Annotated in this window: 19 protein-coding genes and 3 tRNA genes; 2 read left to right on the top strand and 20 right to left on the bottom strand. The window is 57.8% G+C overall.

The window, feature by feature from the left end; genetic code table 11:
* Positions 1 to 223: 223 nt before the first annotated feature.
* Both ampE and ampD read right to left on the bottom strand, forming a co-directional pair.
* Positions 224 to 1,060, bottom strand: a complete 837-nt coding sequence (gene ampE, locus AC3IT6_RS03745) for a regulatory signaling modulator protein AmpE (RefSeq protein WP_489354325.1) — start codon at positions 1,058 to 1,060, stop codon at positions 224 to 226.
* Entirely contained in the window at positions 1,057 to 1,617 is a 561-nt protein-coding gene (ampD, locus tag AC3IT6_RS03740) for a 1,6-anhydro-N-acetylmuramyl-L-alanine amidase AmpD (protein ID WP_150727484.1), read from the bottom strand. The genes ampE and ampD overlap by 4 nt, the downstream gene beginning before the upstream one ends.
* A gap of 252 nt (positions 1,618 to 1,869) precedes the next feature.
* On the opposite strand from ampD, the gene nadC reads away from it, so the two are divergent.
* On the top strand, positions 1,870 to 2,718 hold the full coding sequence (gene nadC, locus AC3IT6_RS03735; RefSeq protein WP_223448134.1) for a carboxylating nicotinate-nucleotide diphosphorylase: 849 nt from the start codon (positions 1,870 to 1,872) through the stop codon (positions 2,716 to 2,718).
* A 51-nt stretch (positions 2,719 to 2,769) separates the two neighbouring features.
* On the opposite strand, the gene AC3IT6_RS03730 is transcribed toward nadC, so the two are convergent.
* From AC3IT6_RS03730 to rlmE, 17 genes are all read right to left on the bottom strand, one after another.
* Positions 2,770 to 3,075, bottom strand: a complete 306-nt coding sequence (locus AC3IT6_RS03730) for a DUF6388 family protein (protein WP_223448135.1) — start codon at positions 3,073 to 3,075, stop codon at positions 2,770 to 2,772.
* 133 nt (positions 3,076 to 3,208) lie between these two features.
* A tRNA-Thr gene (locus AC3IT6_RS03725) sits at positions 3,209 to 3,284 on the bottom strand.
* A 138-nt stretch (positions 3,285 to 3,422) separates the two neighbouring features.
* Positions 3,423 to 5,528 carry a polyribonucleotide nucleotidyltransferase gene (pnp, locus tag AC3IT6_RS03720; protein ID WP_007915263.1) on the bottom strand — a complete coding sequence of 702 codons (2,106 nt, stop codon included), beginning with the start codon at positions 5,526 to 5,528 and terminating at the stop codon, positions 3,423 to 3,425.
* A gap of 205 nt (positions 5,529 to 5,733) precedes the next feature.
* The gene (gene rpsO, locus AC3IT6_RS03715) at positions 5,734 to 6,003 is read right to left on the bottom strand and encodes a 30S ribosomal protein S15 (RefSeq protein ID WP_015093441.1); all 270 of its coding nucleotides are present in this window, start codon (positions 6,001 to 6,003) and stop codon (positions 5,734 to 5,736) included.
* Between the two features lie 142 nt (positions 6,004 to 6,145).
* On the bottom strand, positions 6,146 to 7,063 hold the full coding sequence (gene truB, locus AC3IT6_RS03710) for a tRNA pseudouridine(55) synthase TruB (RefSeq protein ID WP_489354324.1): 918 nt from the start codon (positions 7,061 to 7,063) through the stop codon (positions 6,146 to 6,148).
* A 3-nt stretch (positions 7,064 to 7,066) separates the two neighbouring features.
* Positions 7,067 to 7,468 carry a 30S ribosome-binding factor RbfA gene (rbfA, locus tag AC3IT6_RS03705; RefSeq protein WP_007973108.1) on the bottom strand — a complete coding sequence of 134 codons (402 nt, stop codon included), beginning with the start codon at positions 7,466 to 7,468 and terminating at the stop codon, positions 7,067 to 7,069.
* A 159-nt stretch (positions 7,469 to 7,627) separates the two neighbouring features.
* A complete protein-coding gene (gene infB / locus AC3IT6_RS03700) occupies positions 7,628 to 10,153 on the bottom strand; it encodes a translation initiation factor IF-2 (protein WP_489354323.1) in 2,526 nt (841 codons plus the stop codon).
* Between the two features lie 27 nt (positions 10,154 to 10,180).
* Positions 10,181 to 11,662: a transcription termination factor NusA gene (nusA, locus tag AC3IT6_RS03695; RefSeq protein ID WP_008057419.1), complete on the bottom strand. Its 1,482-nt coding sequence runs from the start codon at positions 11,660 to 11,662 to the stop codon at positions 10,181 to 10,183.
* A 59-nt stretch (positions 11,663 to 11,721) separates the two neighbouring features.
* The gene (gene rimP / locus AC3IT6_RS03690; RefSeq protein WP_064387885.1) at positions 11,722 to 12,180 is read right to left on the bottom strand and encodes a ribosome maturation factor RimP; all 459 of its coding nucleotides are present in this window, start codon (positions 12,178 to 12,180) and stop codon (positions 11,722 to 11,724) included.
* Positions 12,181 to 12,318: 138 nt separating this feature from the next.
* A tRNA-Met gene (locus tag AC3IT6_RS03685) sits at positions 12,319 to 12,395 on the bottom strand.
* Positions 12,396 to 12,492: 97 nt separating this feature from the next.
* A tRNA-Leu gene (locus tag AC3IT6_RS03680) sits at positions 12,493 to 12,578 on the bottom strand.
* 22 nt (positions 12,579 to 12,600) lie between these two features.
* Positions 12,601 to 12,984 carry a preprotein translocase subunit SecG gene (secG, locus tag AC3IT6_RS03675; protein WP_150727488.1) on the bottom strand — a complete coding sequence of 128 codons (384 nt, stop codon included), beginning with the start codon at positions 12,982 to 12,984 and terminating at the stop codon, positions 12,601 to 12,603.
* A gap of 4 nt (positions 12,985 to 12,988) precedes the next feature.
* On the bottom strand, positions 12,989 to 13,744 hold the full coding sequence (tpiA, locus tag AC3IT6_RS03670; protein ID WP_489354322.1) for a triose-phosphate isomerase: 756 nt from the start codon (positions 13,742 to 13,744) through the stop codon (positions 12,989 to 12,991).
* Positions 13,745 to 13,810: 66 nt separating this feature from the next.
* A complete protein-coding gene (gene glmM / locus AC3IT6_RS03665) occupies positions 13,811 to 15,148 on the bottom strand; it encodes a phosphoglucosamine mutase (protein WP_150727490.1) in 1,338 nt (445 codons plus the stop codon).
* 16 nt (positions 15,149 to 15,164) lie between these two features.
* A complete protein-coding gene (folP, locus tag AC3IT6_RS03660; protein WP_489354321.1) occupies positions 15,165 to 16,016 on the bottom strand; it encodes a dihydropteroate synthase in 852 nt (283 codons plus the stop codon).
* Between the two features lie 8 nt (positions 16,017 to 16,024).
* Positions 16,025 to 17,935, bottom strand: a complete 1,911-nt coding sequence (gene ftsH, locus AC3IT6_RS03655) for an ATP-dependent zinc metalloprotease FtsH (RefSeq protein ID WP_150727492.1) — start codon at positions 17,933 to 17,935, stop codon at positions 16,025 to 16,027.
* Between the two features lie 199 nt (positions 17,936 to 18,134).
* Positions 18,135 to 18,767, bottom strand: a complete 633-nt coding sequence (gene rlmE, locus AC3IT6_RS03650; protein WP_489354320.1) for a 23S rRNA (uridine(2552)-2'-O)-methyltransferase RlmE — start codon at positions 18,765 to 18,767, stop codon at positions 18,135 to 18,137.
* A 105-nt stretch (positions 18,768 to 18,872) separates the two neighbouring features.
* Here rlmE and AC3IT6_RS03645 point away from each other — a divergent pair, with 105 nt between their 5' ends.
* A complete protein-coding gene (locus AC3IT6_RS03645) occupies positions 18,873 to 19,181 on the top strand; it encodes a YhbY family RNA-binding protein (protein WP_007942889.1) in 309 nt (102 codons plus the stop codon).
* A 9-nt stretch (positions 19,182 to 19,190) separates the two neighbouring features.
* Here the strand turns inward: AC3IT6_RS03645 and AC3IT6_RS03640 are convergent, their stop codons facing one another.
* The gene (locus AC3IT6_RS03640) at positions 19,191 to 19,595 is read right to left on the bottom strand and encodes an MFS transporter (protein ID WP_150727522.1); all 405 of its coding nucleotides are present in this window, start codon (positions 19,593 to 19,595) and stop codon (positions 19,191 to 19,193) included.
* Between the last annotated feature and the right edge of the window lie 16 nt (positions 19,596 to 19,611).

The following is a 19,611-nucleotide window of genomic DNA, read 5'->3' as shown; positions in this document are numbered from 1 at the left end:
TCATCAGTGCGACAGCGGGATAGAGCAAGCTCTTCACTGGATGTCTCCCTTCGATTTCTTATTTTTTTTATTGGCAGGCGCAGACAGGCGGCAGATAGCCACTATTCAGCGCTATCTCTGTATAACTTAAATCGGCAGGAGGTTTTGTAACTTAAGGTTAACGACAGGGCGAAGCACTTCGGACAAGTGATCGCCCTGTGGCGAGGGGGCATTAACTGCTGGACTAATGCAGGACCGTCCACAACGCAAACCCGGCATACCAGAGCACCGCCGCACGCAGCAGCAGCGCCCAAATGCGGTCCAGATTGTTGATACCTTCCACGCCGGCCACCGGCGCCGGAATTTCACCGGCCACCAGCCCGACTTTCACGATCAATTGCGCGGCGCTGATGTTCCAGTTCAGCAGCTCATGCAGCATGACCCGACTGACCGCGACAAAATTGCCGACCAACGCCAGGCTCGCCGCCAGCAGACGAACCGGCAACCAGTCGAAGGCGTGACGCAGTTGCCCGGCGCGTTCGACCACTGCAGGGTTTTTCCCGTGTTCTTCGGCCAGCGCCAGCAGCCGATAACTCAGCGCCGCGACCGGACCCAACAGGAAGTACCAGAAAATCACCGCGAAAAAGCTCTGGTAGGCCTCCCACAACAAATGCCCTTCGACCTGTTCCAGCAGCTGCTCGCCACTGTCTGCGCAGATATCCAGATCGCGCTGGGCGACATGGGCCGCGGCCTGCAGGTCCTCCCGACGCCAGGCATCGCGGAACGGCCCGAGATCGCCCAACAGATCACCGCGCCCCAGGCTGTAGATCACCACCAGCAAATGGATCGGCAACGCCAGCAACCCGTAGGCCACCGGTTCGATGACCAGCAGCAGCAAACCCAGCAACGCCACTGGCAACAAGACCACTACCGACAACACCAGCCATGGCCGGCCAGAAAATCGCGGGCTGGCCTCAAGCTTGTTCAGCTCGTGTATCCAGCCGCTGTCCCGCTGAACCCGATGACGCAAGGCCGAGAACTTCTCGATCCACACCGCCAACAGCAACACCAGAAAATTCATCGTCCTTCCTCTTGTGCCAGGGCGGCACGATAGCGTGCCCAGTCGAACGCCGGCCCTGGATCGGTTTTGCGTCCCGGAGCAATGTCGCTGTGCCCGCAGATGCGCTCTGTGGTGATTGCCGTGAACGCCTGCTGCAATTGGCGGGTCAGGGCTGTCAACGCGCTGTATTGCGCGTCGGTGAACGGCAGATCATCCGTGCCTTCGAGCTCGATGCCCACGGAAAAATCGTTACAGGTTTCCCGCCCCTCGAAGCTCGAGACACCCGCATGCCAAGCACGCTCAAGACATGAAACAAACTGGGTGACGGTACCGTCACGTTCGATCAGAAAGTGCGCCGACACCCGCAAATCCGCGATCCCTTCAAAATAGGGGTGTTCGGTGACATCCAGACGATTCTGGAAAAATTCCTGCACCTTGCCGGTGGCGAACTGCGCCGGCGGCAGGCTGATGTTGTGGATGACCAGCAGGGAAACTTCGCCTGTGGGGCGCGCATTGAAGTTGGGTGAGGGGCAGACATGCACACCCTGAATCCAACCGCTCGCGGGGTCCAACTGCATACATATTCCTTCAACGGCGACAGTGTTGGCACAGTATGCCGCGATAATCCCCCGGGGCGCGATCCCTTGCCGTGTTTGAGGCGCTGGAGGTTGCTGATCTCAAACAGGCGTTTGTTCGGAATCGACGGTCAACGCCGACAACGGCAGGGATTCGACCAAATGCAGGCGCCAGCACCAACGTAACGCTCTGATGCCTTGGGTTGGTCCGTGCCATGGCCCTATAATCGAGCCACTTTGTTTGTGGAGTCCGTTATGCCGAATCTACGTCTCGCCGATCTGACCGCCGAAATCGAAGCCAACGTGCGCCGTGCGTTGCGTGAAGACATTGGCAGCGGCGACATCACCGCGCAGTTGATCCCGGCCGAACGCCTGGCCAAAGCCACCATCATTACCCGTGACGCGGCCGTCATCAGCGGCACCGCCTGGGTGGATACCGTGTTTAGGCAACTGGACCCACGGGTGGCGGTGCACTGGCAGGTTGCCGATGGTGAACGGGTGACGCCCAATCAGGTGCTGTTCCACCTCGAAGGCCCTGCGCGCTCGCTGCTGACCGGCGAACGCAGCGCCCTGAACTTCCTGCAATTGCTCTCCGGCGTGGCGACCCGCGCGCAATACCTGGCGGACTTCGTGGCCGAAACTCAGGTCAAGCTGCTCGACACCCGCAAAACCTTGCCGGGGCTGCGCCTGGCGCAAAAGTACGCTGTGACCTGCGGCGGTTGCCACAACCACCGCATCGGCCTGTATGACGCCTTCCTGATCAAGGAAAACCATATCGCCGCCAGTGGCGGCATCGCGCAGGCCATCGCCGCCGCGCACAAGATCGCGCCGGGCAAACCGGTCGAGATTGAAGTGGAAAGCCTGGATGAACTCAAAGAAGCGCTGGCGGCCGGTGCCGACATCATCATGCTCGACGAACTGAGCCTGGACGACATGCGCGAAGCCGTGCGCCTGAATGCCGGTAAAGCCAAACTGGAGGCCAGCGGCGGGATCAACGAAAGCACGTTGCTGCCGATTGCACAAACCGGGGTGGATTACATTTCGATCGGTGCGATGACCAAGGATGTGAAGGCTGTAGACCTTTCGATGCGCCTGAGCATCTGATCGCTCTCGTGCAATGAAAAACGCCAGCCCCATTGAGGCTGGCGTTTTTGTTCAAACCACCAGATTGTTCATCTCGCAGTACTCTTCCCACTCGACACCTAGCACCTCGGCCGCTTCTTTATGCAGCTTCAGGCGTTCTGTCTCGTACTCTTCCGGTGTCGAGGTGTACTTGAGGCTCAACTCCCACGGCTGCAAGCCCTGGGCTTCGGCTTCATCCTCGAACGCCCACTGAATCTGGTCCTTCTGATCATCGGCACTCAGGTCCTTGATCTCTTCCATCAGATCCGGCACATCCAGCACGTACTTTTTCAGTGCTTCTTCGTGTCTGGCTTCTTGGGTCAATTCTTTTATTGTCATGGCGTTCTCGTTGATCGGGGGAATGGAAGATGGATCTGGATCATCAAGGATCTCTCTGACGCAAAAAAACCGTATGAAGCGCGGTTTGTCTGGCCTTCAGAACCATTCGGGATCATCTGAAAACAAGTCTTGCTGGTGCCCGAGACAGGAATCGAACCTGCGACCTTCGCGTTACGAGTGCGCTGCTCTACCGGCTGAGCTACACGGGCGGTGGGCTAAACCTAGCACTGACTTCAGGGGCAGGCAACTTCCGGAACGTCTCAATTTCCTGCAGACAAAAAAATGCCCCACAGCTTTCACTGCGGGGCATTTTCTACAACGTTGAAGCGGTCAGGCGTGAGGCGTGATTAAACGCCCGAAGCCTTGGCTGCTGCCACGTCTTTGATGGACAGCTTGATACGGCCGCGGTTGTCCACGTCCAGTACCAGTACTTCCACTTCCTGGCCTTCTTTCAGGATGTCGGTCACTTTCTCAACGCGAGCGTCGCTCAGCATGGAGATGTGAACCAGACCGTCCTTGCCCGGCAGGATGTTGACGAATGCGCCGAAGTCGACGATGCGCTCAACCTTGCCCACGTAGATCTTGCCGATCTCGGCTTCAGCGGTGATGCCCAGAACGCGCTGACGAGCAGCTTCTGCCGCTTCCTTGGTTTCGCCGAAGATCTTGATCGAACCGTCGTCTTCGATGTCGATCGAAGCCTTGGTTTCTTCACAGATCGCACGAATGGTCGCGCCGCCTTTACCGATGACATCACGGATTTTGTCGGTGTCGATTTTCATCGCGATCATGGTCGGAGCGTTGGCCGACAGTTCGGTACGCGACTGGCCAATGATCTGGTTCATCTGGCCGAGGATGTTCAGGCGCGCTTCCAGGGCTTGGCCCAGAGCGATCTCCATGATTTCTTCGGTGATGCCCTTGATCTTGATGTCCATCTGCAGCGCGGTGACGCCTTTGGCGGTACCGGCTACCTTGAAGTCCATATCGCCCAGGTGGTCTTCGTCACCCAGGATGTCGGTCAGGACGGCGAATTTCTCGCCTTCTTTAACCAGACCCATGGCGATACCGGCAACCGGCGCCTTCATCGGCACACCAGCATCCATCAGGGCCAGGGAAGCGCCGCAAACGGAAGCCATCGAGCTCGAACCGTTGGATTCGGTGATTTCCGAAACCACGCGGATGGTGTACGGGAACACGTCGGCGGCAGGCAGCATGGCCGAAACCGAACGACGGGCCAGACGGCCGTGACCGATTTCGCGACGACCAGCGCCACCCATGCGACCACACTCGCCTACCGAGAACGGAGGGAAGTTGTAGTGCAGCATGAACGGGTCTTTCTTCTCGCCTTCCAGGGTGTCGAGCAGCTGTGCATCACGGGCAGTACCCAGAGTTGCAACGACCAGAGCCTGGGTTTCGCCACGGGTGAACAGAGCCGAACCGTGAGTCTTTGGCAGAACGCCGACTTCGATGTTCAACGGACGTACGGTCTTGGTGTCGCGACCGTCGATACGTGGCTTGCCGTTAACGATGTTCTCGCGAACGGTGCGGTATTCGATTTCGCCGAAAGCCGCTTTGACTTCGCTGGAAGAAGGCTGGCCTTCTTCACCGGACAGCTTGGCAACGACCTGGTCCTTCAACTCGCCCAGGCGAGCGTAACGGTCGGCCTTGACGGTGATGGTGTAGGCCTGGGAGATCGCTTCGCCGAACTCGGCACGGATAGCGCCCAGCAGTTCGGTGGCTTCTGGCGCAGGAGCCCAGGTCCAGGTTGGCTTGGCAGCTTCAGCGGCCAGTTCTTTAACAGCGTTGATCACAACCTGGAACTCGTCGTGAGCAAACAGTACCGCGCCCAGCATCTGGTCTTCGGTCAGCTCTTTGGCTTCCGATTCAACCATCAGCACAGCGTCGGAAGTACCGGCAACGACCATGTCCAGGCTCGAAGCAGCTTGCTGCTCGTAGGTCGGGTTCAGCAGGTAGCCGGTGCTTTCGTGGAACGCAACGCGGGCAGCGCCGATCGGGCCATCGAAAGGAATGCCGGAGATAGCCAGGGCAGCCGAGGTACCGATCATCGCAGCGATGTCCGGATCGGTCTTCTTGCTGGTGGAAACGACGGTGCAGACTACCTGCACTTCGTTCATGAAGCCTTCCGGGAACAGCGGACGGATCGGACGGTCGATCAGTCGGGAAGTCAGGGTTTCTTTCTCGGAAGGACGGCCTTCGCGCTTGAAGAAACCGCCAGGGATCTTACCGGCAGCGTAAGTCTTTTCCTGGTAGTGAACAGACAGAGGGAAGAAGCCCTTGCCTGGATCGGCTTGTTTTGCACCGACTACGGTCACCAATACGCTGACGTCGTCGTCAACGGTGACCAATACTGCGCCGGAGGCCTGGCGGGCGATACGGCCAGTCTCGAGGGTAACGGTCGACTGACCGAACTGGAATTTTTTGATTACCGGGTTCACGGTGTCCTACCTTCATTGTGGCTCTTGGGGAACTGGTTTCTTGCGAAATTCTTGGGCAACGCCGGGAGTCGGCCCGACTGGTTTGTCCAGGTGTAACTCAGGTAAAGCAGGTATCCAGATAAAACTTGAGGCTGGGAGCCTGCCATGCGCCGGCGGGAAACCCGCTGGTGCACGACAGACAACCAACCTCTAGCGCAATCGCTTATTAGCGACGCAGACCCAGGCGACCGATCAGAGTCTGATAACGACCCAGATCCTTGCCTTTCAGGTAGTCCAGCAGCTTACGACGCTGGTTAACCATGCGGATCAGACCACGACGGGAGTGGTGGTCTTTACCGTTGGCCTTGAAGTGACCTTGCAGTTTGTTGATGTTGGCGGTCAGCAGTGCAACTTGCACTTCTGGCGAACCGGTGTCACCAACAGCTTGCTGGTAGTCAGCTACGATTTGAGCTTTTTCTTGAACGTCGAGAGCCATGAGGCAATCCTTTTATCAGGAAACTGTTTCAAAAAAACAGTTTCAACAGGCCAGGGACAAATCCCTGTATCTAAAAATGAGTAGTGACCGTGCCTGTTGACAGCCACCCTCGCCAGCCTGCTGTTACACAGACTGGTTTCGGTCACTCCGACCGAATCAAACGACGTGGCGCGATGCGCCCGTCTTCGCTCACTTCACCGATACCGATGAAGCGACCATTGTGATCCTGTACCCGCACCATGCCGAACTTCGGAGCATCCGGGGCACGTACCGGCTGGCCGTTGAGCCAGTAGAACGCGCTCGCTTCCGAGAACTGCAGCAGAGGCCAATCCAGCAGGCCGCTGTCCGATGGCATCAGGAAGCGATCGACCGCTTCGTTGCCGCCTTCGGCATGTACCGCTTCCAGCTCTTCGAGGGTAACTGTCTGCGCCAGGGTGAATGGCCCGGCCTGGGTACGTCGCAGTTCTGCAACGTAAGCGCCACAACCGAGTTGCTCACCAATATCCTCCACCAGGGTGCGGATATAGGTGCCTTTAGTGCAATCCACCGCCAGCCGCGCAGTATCACCTTCGAAGGCCAGCAATTCCAAGCGCGTAATAGTAACAGAACGCGGTTCGCGCTCCACTACTTCGCCTGCACGAGCCAGCTTGTACAGCGGCTGGCCATCGCGCTTGAGTGCCGAGTACATCGGCGGTATCTGACTGATTTGCCCACGAAATTTTGGCAGTACAGCCTCGATATCGGTGCGACCAACGGTCACCGGGCGTTCCTGCAAAACATCACCTTCGGCATCCGCCGTGGTGGTGGTCTTGCCCAGTTGCGCCAGGGTTTCATAACCCTTGTCGGAATCGAGCAGGTATTGCGAGAACTTGGTGGCCTCGCCGAAGCACAGCGGCAACACGCCGGTGGCCAAGGGATCGAGACTGCCGGTATGACCTGCCTTTTCGGCATTGAGCAACCAGCGAACCTTCTGCAAGGCCGCGTTGGAGGTGAACCCCAGCGGCTTGTCGAGCAGGATGATGCCGCTGACGTTACGACGGATACGTTTGACCTGAGCCACCGATTACTCCTTGGTGTCTTCGGCTTCTGCCGCAACCGGATGCTGATTGTCTTCAGCCACTGCGCGCTCGATCAGGGCCGACAGATGCGCACCGCGTACGACGCTTTCGTCGTAGTGGAAGTGCAGCTGAGGAACGCTACGCAGCTTCATCTCGCGGGCCAACTGCATGCGCAGGAAACCGGCGGCAGAGTTCAGCACCTTGATGCTTTGTGCGATTTCTTCGGCGCTGTCCTGCCCCATCACAGTGATGAAAATCTTGGCGTGACCGACGTCACGGCTGACTTCCACTGCGGTAATGGTGACCAGGCCGACGCGCGGGTCTTTGACTTCACGACGGATCAGTTGTGCCAGCTCGCGCTGCATCTGATCGCCGATACGTTGGGTACGGCTATATTCTTTTGCCATGTCTTGTTACCTGTTACTGCCTCACGGTGAAACCCGTGTGGTCTGAAAGCGGCAAACGCCCGGCCTGACAGAAGCCAGACCGGGCGTTGCGTTTAGAGTCCGGGTGATGCGCCGTGCATTTGCATGTGGCGGCCCATCACGGCTCTTGAAGTGCGCGAGTTAGAGGCTGCGAGCAACCTGAACCTTCTCGAAGACTTCGATCTTGTCACCGACCTTGACGTCGTTGTAGCTCTTCACGCCGATACCGCATTCCATGCCGGCACGTACTTCGGAAGCGTCATCCTTGAAGCGGCGCAGGGATTCCAGCTCGCCTTCGAAGATAACGATGTCTTCACGCAGTACACGGATTGGACGGTTACGGTGCACGACACCTTCGATAACCATGCAACCGGCGATCGCGCCAAACTTCGGCGAACGGAACACGTCACGTACTTCGGCGATACCCAGGATGTTCTCGCGAACATCGCTGCCGAGCATCCCGGTCAGGGCTTTCTTGACGTCTTCGATGATGTCGTAGATCACGTTGTAGTAACGCATATCCAGACCTTCCTGCTCGACGATCTTGCGCGCGCCGGCATCGGCACGCACGTTGAAGCCGAACAGTACAGCGTTGGAGGCCAGTGCCAGGTTGGCGTCGGACTCGGTGATACCACCGACACCGCCACCCACTACACGCACTTGCACTTCGTCGTTACCCAGGCCGTTCAAGGCACCGTTCAACGCTTCCAGCGAGCCACGGACGTCGGATTTGAGGACGATGTTGAGCGTCTTCTTCTCTTCCTGGCCCATGTTTTCGAAGATGTTTTCCAGCTTGCCGGCGTGAGCACGGGCCAGCTTGACTTCGCGGAACTTGCCTTGACGGAACAGAGCCACTTCACGGGCTTTCTTCTCGTCGGCAACAACGCTCATCTCGTCGCCAGCATCCGGGGTACCGTCCAGGCCGAGGATCTCGACAGGGATGGCCGGACCGGCTTCCTTGATTGACTTGCCGTTCTCGTCGAGCATGGCGCGAACGCGGCCATAGTTCGAACCGACCAGGACCATGTCGCCCTGACGCAGGGTACCGTCTTGAACCAGAACGGTAGCCACCGGGCCACGGCCCTTGTCGAGACGGGATTCAACCACGACACCACGGCCAGGAGCCGACGGAGTTGCGGTCAGTTCCAGGACTTCGGCTTGCAGCAGAACAGCTTCGAGCAGTTCGTCGACGCCAGTACCCATCTTCGCCGAGACCGGTACGAACGGAGTGTCACCACCCCACTCTTCCGACGTCACGCCGTGAACCGACAGTTCGCTACGGATGCGATCGAGGTCAGCGCCCGGCTTGTCGATCTTGTTCACTGCAACAACCAGTGGCACACCAGCCGCTACCGCGTGCTGTACGGCTTCAATGGTCTGCGGCATCACGCCGTCGTCCGCTGCAACCACCAGGATCACGATGTCGGTCGCCTTGGCACCACGGGCACGCATTGCGGTAAACGCAGCGTGACCAGGGGTGTCGAGGAACGTCACCATGCCACGGTCGGTTTCAACGTGGTATGCGCCGATGTGCTGGGTGATACCACCGGCTTCGCCAGCAGCTACCTTGGCACGACGGATGTAGTCGAGCAGGGAAGTCTTACCGTGGTCAACGTGGCCCATTACGGTCACGACTGGTGCACGGGAAACGGCTTCGCCTTCAAACTTCAGGGACTCGGCCAGGGAATCTTCCAGGGCGGTGTCGCTGACCAGGGTCACTTTGTGGCCCAGCTCTTCGGCAACCAGTTGAGCAGTTTCCTGATCCAGTACCTGGTTGATGGTCGCTGGAGTACCCAGTTTGAACATGAACTTGATGATTTCAGCAGCCTTCACCGACATCTGCTGGGCGAGGTCGCCAACAGTGATGGTTTCGCCGATCTTCACTTCGCGCACGACAGGGCCGGTCGGGCTCTGGAAACCGTGGGCGTTGCGCTTCTTCAGCTTGGCCTTGCCGCGACCACCACGACGGAAGCCATCGCTTTCTTCGTCGGTAGTACGTGGGGCAACGCGTGGAGCCGGTGCCTTTTCCTTGACCGAAGCACGATGCGGAGCGTTTTTGCGCTCGCCATCGCCGCTACCGCGACGACTGTTGTCGTCGGCACGTGGCTTGTCCGGACGACGCTGTTCGTCACGCTTGCGGGTATCGGCCGCAGGAGCCGGAGCAGCTGCCACAACCGGTGCGCTTTCGCGAACTGGCTCGGCCACCACAGCAGACGCTGCAACAGGTACGGCTTGAGCGGTCGGCGCAGCAGCAGGCTGGCGACGCGCTTCTTCTTCGGCGCGACGCTTGGCTTCTTCTTCAGCCTTCTGACGAGCAGCATTTTCTACTGCGCGACGTTCATCCAGTTCACGCTTGCGCTCGGCTTCGATTTCTTCCGGGCTGCGCTGTACGAAGACTTTCTTCTTGCGTACTTCAACGCTGATGCTTTTGCTGCCAGCAACACGCAGGGTGCTGGTGGTTTTACGCTGCAGCGTAATCTTGCGTGGTTCTTCCACTTTCGCCTTGTGGCTGCTTTTCAAGTGAGTCAGCAACGATTGCTTCTCACTGTCAGTCACATGTTCTTCGGCGGCGGTGTGCGGCAGACCTGCCTCACGCATCTGCTGCAACAGGCGCTCTACCGGTGTTTTGACCTCATCGGCCAGTTGTTTCACCGTGACTTGCGTCATGCACTTCTCTCCTCAGGCCGCGCCTAATTACTCGAACCAGTGGGCTCGGGCGGCCATGATCAACTTGCCGGCACGATCATCGTCAATGCCGTCGATGTCGAGCAGGTCGTCAATAGACTGCTCGGCCAGGTCTTCGCGGGTAATTACGCCGCGCACCGCCAGTTCCATCGCCAAATCCTTGTCCATACCCTCAAGCGAGAGCAGGTCTTCGGCCGGATGGGCGTCTGCCAGCTTTTCCTCAGTAGCGATGGCTTTAGTCAACAAGCGATCCTTGGCCCGAGCGCGAAGCTCGTTGACGGTATCTTCGTCAAAGCCGTCGATGTTGAGCATTTCTTCCAACGGTACGTAGGCAATCTCTTCCAGGCTGGTGAAGCCTTCATCTACCAGCACCTGTGCCAGGTCTTCGTCGACTTCCAGCTCGTCAATGAAGTTGCGCAGGATGTCGCCGGTTTCTGCTTGCTGCTTAGCCTGGATGTCCGATTCGGTCATCACGTTCAGGGTCCAGCCAGTCAACTGGCTAGCCAGACGCACGTTCTGACCACCGCGACCGATGGCCTGAGCCAGATTGTCTGCGCCAACGGCGATGTCCATTGCGTGGGCATCTTCGTCAACGATAATTGCCGCAACCTCGGCCGGGGACATGGCGTTGATCACGAACTGAGCCGGGTTGTCGTCCCACAGAACGATGTCAACACGCTCACCGCCCAACTCACCCGACACTGCCTGGACGCGCGAACCGCGCATACCGATGCAAGCGCCTTGCGGGTCGATGCGTTTGTCTTTGGAGCGAACGGCGATCTTGGCGCGCGAACCCGGATCACGGGACGCAGCCATCACTTCGATCAGGCCTTCGGCAATTTCCGGCACTTCGATGCGGAACAACTCGATCAGCATTTCCGGCGCGGTGCGCGACAGGATCAACTGCGGGCCGCGGTTCTCGGTGCGGATTTCCTTGAGCAGCGCACGCAGACGCACGCCAACCCGGAAAGTTTCGCGAGAAATGATGTCTTCACGGGCCAGCAACGCTTCAGCGTTGTTGCCCAGATCAACGATCACGTTGTCGCGGGTGACTTTTTTCACGGTGCCGGAGATGATTTCACCCAGGCGCTCGCGGTAAGCGTCAACAACCTGAGCGCGCTCGGCTTCGCGAACTTTCTGCACAATGACTTGCTTGGCAGTCTGTGCAGCAATGCGGCCGAACTCGATGGACTCGATTTTCTCTTCTACGACATCACCGACCTTGGCGCCAGGATGCGTTTCGGCAACCTTGCTCGGCCAGGTTTCGATGGCCGGATCGTCCAGGTCTGCTTCTTCGACGACCGTCCAGCGACGGAATGTCTCGTATGCACCCGTGTGGCGATTGATTTCCACACGCAGATCAACTTCGTCTTCGAAACGCTTTTTGGTAGCAGTGGCCAGAGCCAGCTCCAGCGCTTCAAAAATAACGTTTGCCGGTACGCCCTTTTCATTGGATACCGACTCAACAACCAGCAGTACTTCTTTGCTCATCGTACGCCTCGCCTTTCGCAAGCCATTGGATCCGCGGGATCCGCAGTATCTGGCACGCCTCAGTCAAAACTGGGAATAATGTTGGCCTTGTCGATCATATCGATCGGCAACAGGAACTCATGGTCTTCTACCTGCACCACGACATCCTGCTCTTCTACGCCGCGCAGAAGGCCCTGAAAGTTGCGTCGTCCTTCAAAAGGCGAGCGCAGCTTGATCTTCACTTGTTCACCGGCAAATTTTGCAAACTGCTCAAGAGTGAACAGCGGGCGTTCCATGCCAGGCGAGGAAACTTCAAGGGTGTATTCAACGGTGATTGGATCTTCAACATCCAGCACACCGCTGATCTGACGGCTGACGATGGCGCAATCGTCCACCAGCACGCCGCCTTCTTTATCGATATAAACGCGCAACATCGAGTGACGACCCTGAGCCGAAAACTCGATACCCCAGCATTCATAGCCTAGGGCCACGACCACCGGGGCCAGCAAGGCCTGCAACTCTTCTAGCTTGCTCGACACCTGAACCCCCTAGTGCATGTATGTGCATGCTATGCAAAATAAAAAAATGGGCGAAACGCCCATCCTTGAAACGCCGTCGAACAGCGGCGTTGAAAGTGTCCAGCTAACAAAAAGCCCCTTAAAAGGGGCTCCTTAAACTGGTTGCGGGGGCCGGATTTGAACCGACGACCTTCGGGTTATGAGCCCGACGAGCTACCAGACTGCTCCACCCCGCGACAAAGCTGGGGCGGAAGTATACGACCGATCCCCTACAGGGTCAATGTAACCTTCCACCTGCAAGAAAGCCCGCAACAGCGGGCTCTCCTGACTAATTGGTACCGAGAAGGGGACTCGAACCCCTACACCCTATGGGCACAACCACCTCAAGGTTGCGTGTCTACCAATTCCACCACCTCGGCAATACTACGTTTGAAACCCTTCTTACTTCTGCTCTTGAGCTGGAGGCACGTCAGTCGCTGGAGTAGCCGACTTTTGCTCTTGAAGCACCGGGACATCATCAGAAGCCGGTTGTTGCTTTGGAACTTCCAGTACCGCTGGGTTTGGGAGACCTACTTGAGTCAGCTGTTCAGCCTTCTCTTTAGCAAAGTAACCTAACCCCAAGCTGGTTATGAAAAAACCTGCGGCAAGTATAGCAGTAAACTTACTAAGAAAGGTAGAGGAACCTTGGCTTCCGAACACAGTATTTGAAGCACCTGCTCCGAAAGACGCGCCAGCATCCGCACCTTTACCCTGCTGCAGCAAAACCAGAGCTACTACGCCCAATGCACCCAGCAGATGAAAAACGACTACGACTGTTTCCAGCATTTTTTCAGTTTCCCGCGGCGCGACAAATCGCACCGAACTCATCTGCATTCAGGGAAGCCCCACCAATCAGGCCCCCATCGATATCCGGCATGCCGAACAGTTCGACCGCATTGGCCGCCTTCACGCTGCCGCCGTATAGAAGCCGCACACCTTGTGCGACTTCAGAATTCTCTGCCGCCAACTGGGCGCGAATGGCTGCGTGCACATCCTGCGCCTGTTGTGGCGTTGCAGTCAGCCCGGTGCCAATGGCCCAGACCGGCTCGTAAGCGATCACTGCCTTGGCAAAGGCACCGACACCCAGCTCCTCGATGATACTGCCCAGCTGACGCGAGACAACCTCAAGAGTCTTTCCGGCTTCACGCTGCTCAAGGGTTTCCCCTATGCACAACACCGGAATCAAGCCACATGCCTGTGCCGCTGCGAACTTGCGGATCAGCATTCCGTCCTGCTCGCCCATGATCTGGCGGCGTTCGGAGTGCCCGACAAGCACCAGGGAACAACCTGCATCCACCAACTGACTCGGTGCAACTTCACCGGTCAACGCACCTTGTCCGGATTCCACCGCAGAATTCTGCGCGCCGACCGAAATCGACTTTCCTTCCAGGCCATCAATCACTTGATTGATATGCAGGAAAGGCGGGAATACCGCGACATCAACATCGCTCGGCAAGGCCAAGTCACGAAGGCCGTTGATCAGCTCAGCGACGCTGGCGCGGGTACCGTGCATCTTCCAGTTACCAGCTACCATAGGGCGACGCATGCTGTACCTCGTCGGTCAAAGTGGGCGCAGATGTTACCCAACACAATCATGGCTGGCAAGCCGAATTCAGGCAGAAACTTCAGTAACCAGTTTTGCCAGCTCTTCGGCATAGCCACGAACCTGCGTTTCGTCTTCGCCTTCGACCATCACACGCACCAGTGGTTCGGTTCCGGACTTGCGCAACAGCACACGCCCCCGACCCGCCATGGCCTTGGTCACACGCTCGCTGGCTTCCTTGACCGACGGATGGTCGAGTGGGCTTGCGCCGCCACCGAAACGCACATTGATCAGCACCTGAGGGCACTTGCGCAGCGCCTGACGCGCTTCAGCCAAACCTTGCCCACGGGCTTTCAACGCCTTCAGCACCTGCAACGCGGCGATAATCGCATCACCAGTGGTGGTGTAATTGAAGCAAACGATATGACCCGAATTTTCGCCACCGACCAGCCAGTTGCGCTCCAGCAGATCAGCAATCACATAACGATCACCAACATTGGCGCGGACAAATGGAATCGCCAGGTCGGCCAAGGCCAACTCCAATCCCAGATTGCTCATCAATGTACCGACTACACCACCTTGCAGCTTGTCTCGCTCATGCAGGTCGCGAGCAATGATGAACAGCAACTCATCACCATCGACGATCGCCCCCGTGTGATCCACCATCAACACCCGGTCACCATCACCATCGAAGGCGATACCCAGATCGGCGTGTTCAGCCAGCACAGCGGCCTGCAGTTGCCCCATATGGGTCGAGCCGCAGTTGTCATTGATATTCAAACCGTTGGGCTGTGCGGACAAGACCACGACTTCGGCACCCAACTCACGAAACACGCTCGGCGCCACCTTGTAGGTCGCACCATGGGCGCAGTCGATCACAATCTTGAGGCCGGTAAAGCTGGTACCGGTCGGCACACTGCTCTTGCAGAATTCGATATACCGACCCGACGCGTCATTGATTCGCGACACTTTGCCGATCTTGCTCGACTCAACCACAGTCATTGGGGTATCGAGCAACTCTTCGATCATGTGTTCGACTTCATCCGGCAGCTTGGTGCCATTGCCGGAGAAGAACTTGATGCCATTGTCATCATGCGGATTGTGCGACGCACTGATCACGATGCCAGCCTCGGCATGAAAGGTACGCGTCAGGTAGGCAATAGCCGGGGTCGGCATAGGCCCAAGGAGCATCACATCAGCACCTGCCGACGTCAGCCCTGCTTCAAGCGCAGACTCGAACATGTAGCCGGAGATCCGGGTGTCCTTACCTACCAATACCTTGCAGGCGCCCATCTTGCGGAACGCCATACCTGCAGCCCAGCCGAGCTTGAGCATGAAATCAGGAGTAATCGGGTATTCACCGACACGCCCACGAATACCATCGGTGCCAAAATATTTTTTGCTCATAAGTGCTCCATCATTCTTATTCGGCTGATTCCACTGCGGCAATCATCCGCACCACATCCATTGTTTCGGCTACATCATGGACGCGCAATATACGCGCACCCTTCGCTGAAGCCAGCGCCGCGAGCGCCAAACCGCCATACAGTCGGTCCCCCACCGGGCGACTCAACGCCTGACCAATCATGCTCTTTCGCGAAACCCCGACCAACAGGGGCCGCCCCAAGGCATGCAGGGCTTCCATATGTTTGAACAAACTCAGATTGTGCTGCAAGGTTTTGGCGAAGCCAAAGCCGGGGTCAAGAATGATCCGCTCAGCCGCAATTCCCACCAATGAACACTGATGCATGCGCTCGGCGAGAAACTCACCGACTTCCCTTGTAACGTCCTGATACTGCGGATTGTCCTGCATATCGCCTGGCTCTCCAAGCATATGCATCAGGCAAACCGGTAACCCGGTGGCCGCCGCAGCATCCAGGGCGCCATCGCGACGCAACGAACGTACGTCATTGATCAACCCGGCACCCAGGCGCGCAGTTTCACGCATGACCGCTGGCGTGGAGGTGTCGACCGAGATGATGACGTCCAGTTCGCGACTGATGCGCTCGACAACGGGCGCTACGCGCTCCAGCTCCTCCAGTGGCGACACCGCTCTGGCGCCAGGACGGGTAGATTCGCCACCGACATCGATCAGCGTCGCGCCGGCCACCACCATGGCTTCGGCGTGGCGCATGGCCGCGTCGAGCTGGCTGTATTGGCCACCATCGGAGAAAGAATCAGGAGTGACATTGAGAATACCCATGACATGCGTCTGGGCCAAATCAAGAACCCGGTTGCCGCAAGGCAACCGGGTCGAGGACTGAACAGAAGTCATTTCAAACCTTATACGTCAGCAGCAGGACCACCGATCGGTGTTTCCGGACGCTCATCCTGCACCACCGGCGGGGTCCCGGAAGTACCCGTGCCACCCGACCAATCGCGCGGCTCGCGAGGCGGACGACCCGCCATGATGTCGTCGATCTGCTCGGCATCGATCGTTTCGTACTTCATCAAGGCATCGGCCATCGCATCGAGCTTGTCACGGTTGTCCGTGAGAATCTGCTTCGCCGTGCCGTAGCACTGATCGATGATGCTGCGCACTTCGGAGTCGATCAGCTTGGCTGTCTCACCGGAGAAGCTTGCACTCTGACCGCCACCGCCGCGACCGAGGAACACTTCACCCTCTTCTTCGGCATACATCAACGGACCGAGTTTTTCCGAAAGACCCCACTTGGTCACCATGTTCCGCGCAATCTGGCTGGCGCGCATGATGTCGTTGGAGGCACCGGTGGTGACGCCATCGAAGCCCAGGGTCATTTCTTCAGCGATACGACCGCCGTACAGCGAGCAGATCTGGCTGATCAATGCACGCTTGGACAGGCTGTAACGATCTTCTTCCGGCAGGAACATGGTCACACCCAGCGCACGACCGCGCGGGATGATCGACACCTTGTACACCGGATCATGCTCAGGCACGACACGACCCACGATGGCGTGGCCCGCTTCGTGATAAGCCGTGTTCTGTTTTTCTTTCTCGGACATGACCATGGATTTGCGCTCAGCGCCCATCATGATCTTGTCTTTGGCCAGTTCGAACTCTTTCATTTCGACGATGCGCTTGCCGGCACGGGCAGCGAACAACGATGCCTCGTTCACCAGGTTCGCCAGGTCAGCACCGGAGAAACCTGGAGTACCACGAGCGATCACGGCCGGAGCAACGTCGTCGCCCATCGGCACTTTGCGCATGTGAACCTTGAGAATCTGTTCGCGACCACGGATGTCCGGCAGACCAACCACAACCTGGCGGTCGAAACGGCCCGGACGCAGCAGCGCAGGGTCCAGTACGTCGGGACGGTTGGTCGCGGCAATCACGATGATGCCGTCATTCATTTCAAAGCCGTCCATCTCAACCAGCAACTGGTTGAGCGTCTGCTCGCGCTCGTCGTGACCACCACCCATGCCAGCACCACGATGGCGACCGACCGCATCGATTTCGTCGATGAAGATGATGCATGGAGCGTGTTTCTTGGCCTGTTCGAACATGTCGCGAACACGGCTGGCGCCCACGCCGACGAACATTTCGACGAAGTCGGAACCGGAAATGGTGAAGAACGGCACCTTGGCTTCGCCGGCAATCGCCTTGGCAATCAAGGTTTTACCAGTACCAGGAGGACCGACCATCAGCACGCCACGAGGAATGCGACCGCCCAAACGCTGGAACTTGCCCGGATCACGCAGGAACTCGACCAGTTCGCCAACTTCTTCCTTGGCTTCGTCGCAACCGGCAACGTCAGCCAAAGTGGTTTTGACCTGATCTTCGGAGAGCAGGCGCGCCTTGCTCTTGCCGAAGCTCATCGGCCCGCCCTTGCCACCGGCACCGCCCTGCATCTGCCGCATGAAGAACATGAACACGGCGATGATCACGAGGATCGGGAAGCTGGCGACCAGAAGCTGAGTCCAGATGGATTGCTGTTCAGGCTGCTTGCCTTCGACCACGACGTGGTTATCCACCAGGTCGCCGATCAGGCCGTTGTCCTGGATCGCCGGGCGAATGGTCTTGAAGCTGTCGCCATCGTTGCGCTTGCCGGTAATCACGTAGCCATCAACCGCCACGCGTTCGACCTTGCCATCCTTGACCTGCTGGATGAAGTCGGAATAGTTGAGGGTCTGCGGCTCGTTAGGGCTGGAGAAGTTGTTCATCACCGTCACCAGGACAGCCGCGATGATCAACCACAGGATCAGATTCTTTGCCATATCGTTCAATTAACTACCCTCTGAAGCAAGCTCCGCTACTGGCGCGCGCTTCGCATGATATTCACCGGCCTAACTTACTACATTACCTACAACTTGGCAGGCGCCGTCTGTAACCCTTTGTGAAACACTTCCTACACAATATTCGCTAATTCTGACAAGGCGTAATACAAAAATCCTATCGCCCCGATCGAAAATTCACTCAACCCTCAGTGCGTCCGCGGAAACCACGGCCCAGCAAGTACTGCTCGCGAGAACGGTCGCGCGACGAGGTCGGCTTGCGCATCTGCACCTTCTCGAACTGCTGGCGAACGCTCTTGTGGAACTCGTCGAAGCCTTCGCCCTGAAAGATCTTGATCAAAAAATCACCACCAGGCTTCAACACCCGAGTCGAGAGATCCAGTGCCAACTCGCACAGGAACATCGCTCGCGGCATGTCTACGGCCGGTAATCCACTCATATTGGGGGCCATATCGGAAATCACAAGGTCTACTTCCTTATTTCCGACGGCATTGAGGATCTGAGCCAGCACGGCATCCTCGGTAAAGTCCCCCTGAATGAAGGTCACGTCCGGGATGCTGTCCATTTCCAGAATGTCAGAAGCGATCAGTGTGCCCTGCCCACCAATCAGACGACTGGTCACCTGGGACCACCCACCGGGAGCCGCGCCCAGGTCGATTACGCTCATGCCCGGGCGGATCAGACGATCCTTTTCCTGGATCTCCAGCAGTTTGTAGCTGGCGCGGGAACGGTACCCGTCTTTTTGCGCCATTTTCACGAATGGGTCGTTGAAATGCTCTTGCAGCCATTTAAGACTTGTCTTGGAACGGGCCACGGGCCACCTCGAAAATAAAACGGGTCGTGATTAACTGGGCGGTCCCGGACTCGCTCGGGTAAACTGGCCGCCGCTTTTTACAAGATCAGACGCAGGGGTCAGATTATGCCGCTCACTCAAGAGCAGAAGAAACAGTACAAATCCATTGGCCACCATCTGAAACCGGTTCTGATTGTGGCAGACAATGGTTTGACTGAAGGTGTGTTAGCCGAACTCGAACGCGCATTGGCGGATCACGAGCTGATCAAGATCAAGCTCAACATCCTCGATCGCGAATCGCGCCTGGCGTCCATTGCAGAGCTCTGCAAGGTCGGCAAAGCGGATCTGGTCCAGGTCATCGGCAAGATGGCACTGATCTACCGCAAGAACTTCAGCGTCAACAAGCAGCTGTCGAACGTCCATCGCTTCAAGTGATGGCAAGGGTCAAGGGTGTGCTTCGCGCACCCTGCCACTCCACCCCGGCACCGGCTGCAACACCAGCACCAACCCGGAAAAACCCAGGACAAGATAGCTGAACGCCTGCCAACGATCGGCATCCGGCCAGCCGAAACGCACCGCGAAGTACATCGCGCACGCATACAGCGCCATCAACAGCAGTTGCCCGCGAATATCCCGCCATAGACTGACAAGGCCCTCGGCCTTAACCAGCACCAAAGCCTGAAAAATCACACACGCCGTAGCGAATCCCACTACCAACGTATTGAGCGTGCCTGCGATTTCATCGATCAGCAGCGGCGCCAGGCCAATTCGTCCCAGCACCGGCAACAGACCGATTTGCAACAACCACAAGCCGCCGACCCACAACATCTGGGTCAGCTGCCAAAGCATGGCGCCCGCACGAAAC

Source organism: Pseudomonas sp. KH_017 (genome assembly GCF_057840285.1).
The sequence above is the reverse complement of the archived record's forward strand: the minus strand, read 5'-3'. Positions and strand labels throughout refer to the sequence as shown.

Coding starts and splice junctions, on each gene's coding strand:
- ampE (WP_489354325.1), bottom strand. CDS start 1,060: ATGAATTTTCTGGTGTTGCTGTTGGCGGTGTGGATCGAGAAGTTCTCG.
- ampD (WP_150727484.1), bottom strand. CDS start 1,617: ATGCAGTTGGACCCCGCGAGCGGTTGGATTCAGGGTGTGCATGTCTGC.
- nadC (WP_223448134.1), top strand. CDS start 1,870: ATGCCGAATCTACGTCTCGCCGATCTGACCGCCGAAATCGAAGCCAAC.
- AC3IT6_RS03730 (WP_223448135.1), bottom strand. CDS start 3,075: ATGACAATAAAAGAATTGACCCAAGAAGCCAGACACGAAGAAGCACTG.
- rpsO (WP_015093441.1), bottom strand. CDS start 6,003: ATGGCTCTCGACGTTCAAGAAAAAGCTCAAATCGTAGCTGACTACCAG.
- rbfA (WP_007973108.1), bottom strand. CDS start 7,468: ATGGCAAAAGAATATAGCCGTACCCAACGTATCGGCGATCAGATGCAG.
- infB (WP_489354323.1), bottom strand. CDS start 10,153: ATGACGCAAGTCACGGTGAAACAACTGGCCGATGAGGTCAAAACACCG.
- nusA (WP_008057419.1), bottom strand. CDS start 11,662: ATGAGCAAAGAAGTACTGCTGGTTGTTGAGTCGGTATCCAATGAAAAG.
- secG (WP_150727488.1), bottom strand. CDS start 12,984: ATGCTGGAAACAGTCGTAGTCGTTTTTCATCTGCTGGGTGCATTGGGC.
- tpiA (WP_489354322.1), bottom strand. CDS start 13,744: ATGCGTCGCCCTATGGTAGCTGGTAACTGGAAGATGCACGGTACCCGC.
- glmM (WP_150727490.1), bottom strand. CDS start 15,148: ATGAGCAAAAAATATTTTGGCACCGATGGTATTCGTGGGCGTGTCGGT.
- folP (WP_489354321.1), bottom strand. CDS start 16,016: ATGACTTCTGTTCAGTCCTCGACCCGGTTGCCTTGCGGCAACCGGGTT.
- ftsH (WP_150727492.1), bottom strand. CDS start 17,935: ATGGCAAAGAATCTGATCCTGTGGTTGATCATCGCGGCTGTCCTGGTG.
- AC3IT6_RS03645 (WP_007942889.1), top strand. CDS start 18,873: ATGCCGCTCACTCAAGAGCAGAAGAAACAGTACAAATCCATTGGCCAC.
- AC3IT6_RS03640 (WP_150727522.1), bottom strand. CDS start 19,595: ATGCTTTGGCAGCTGACCCAGATGTTGTGGGTCGGCGGCTTGTGGTTG.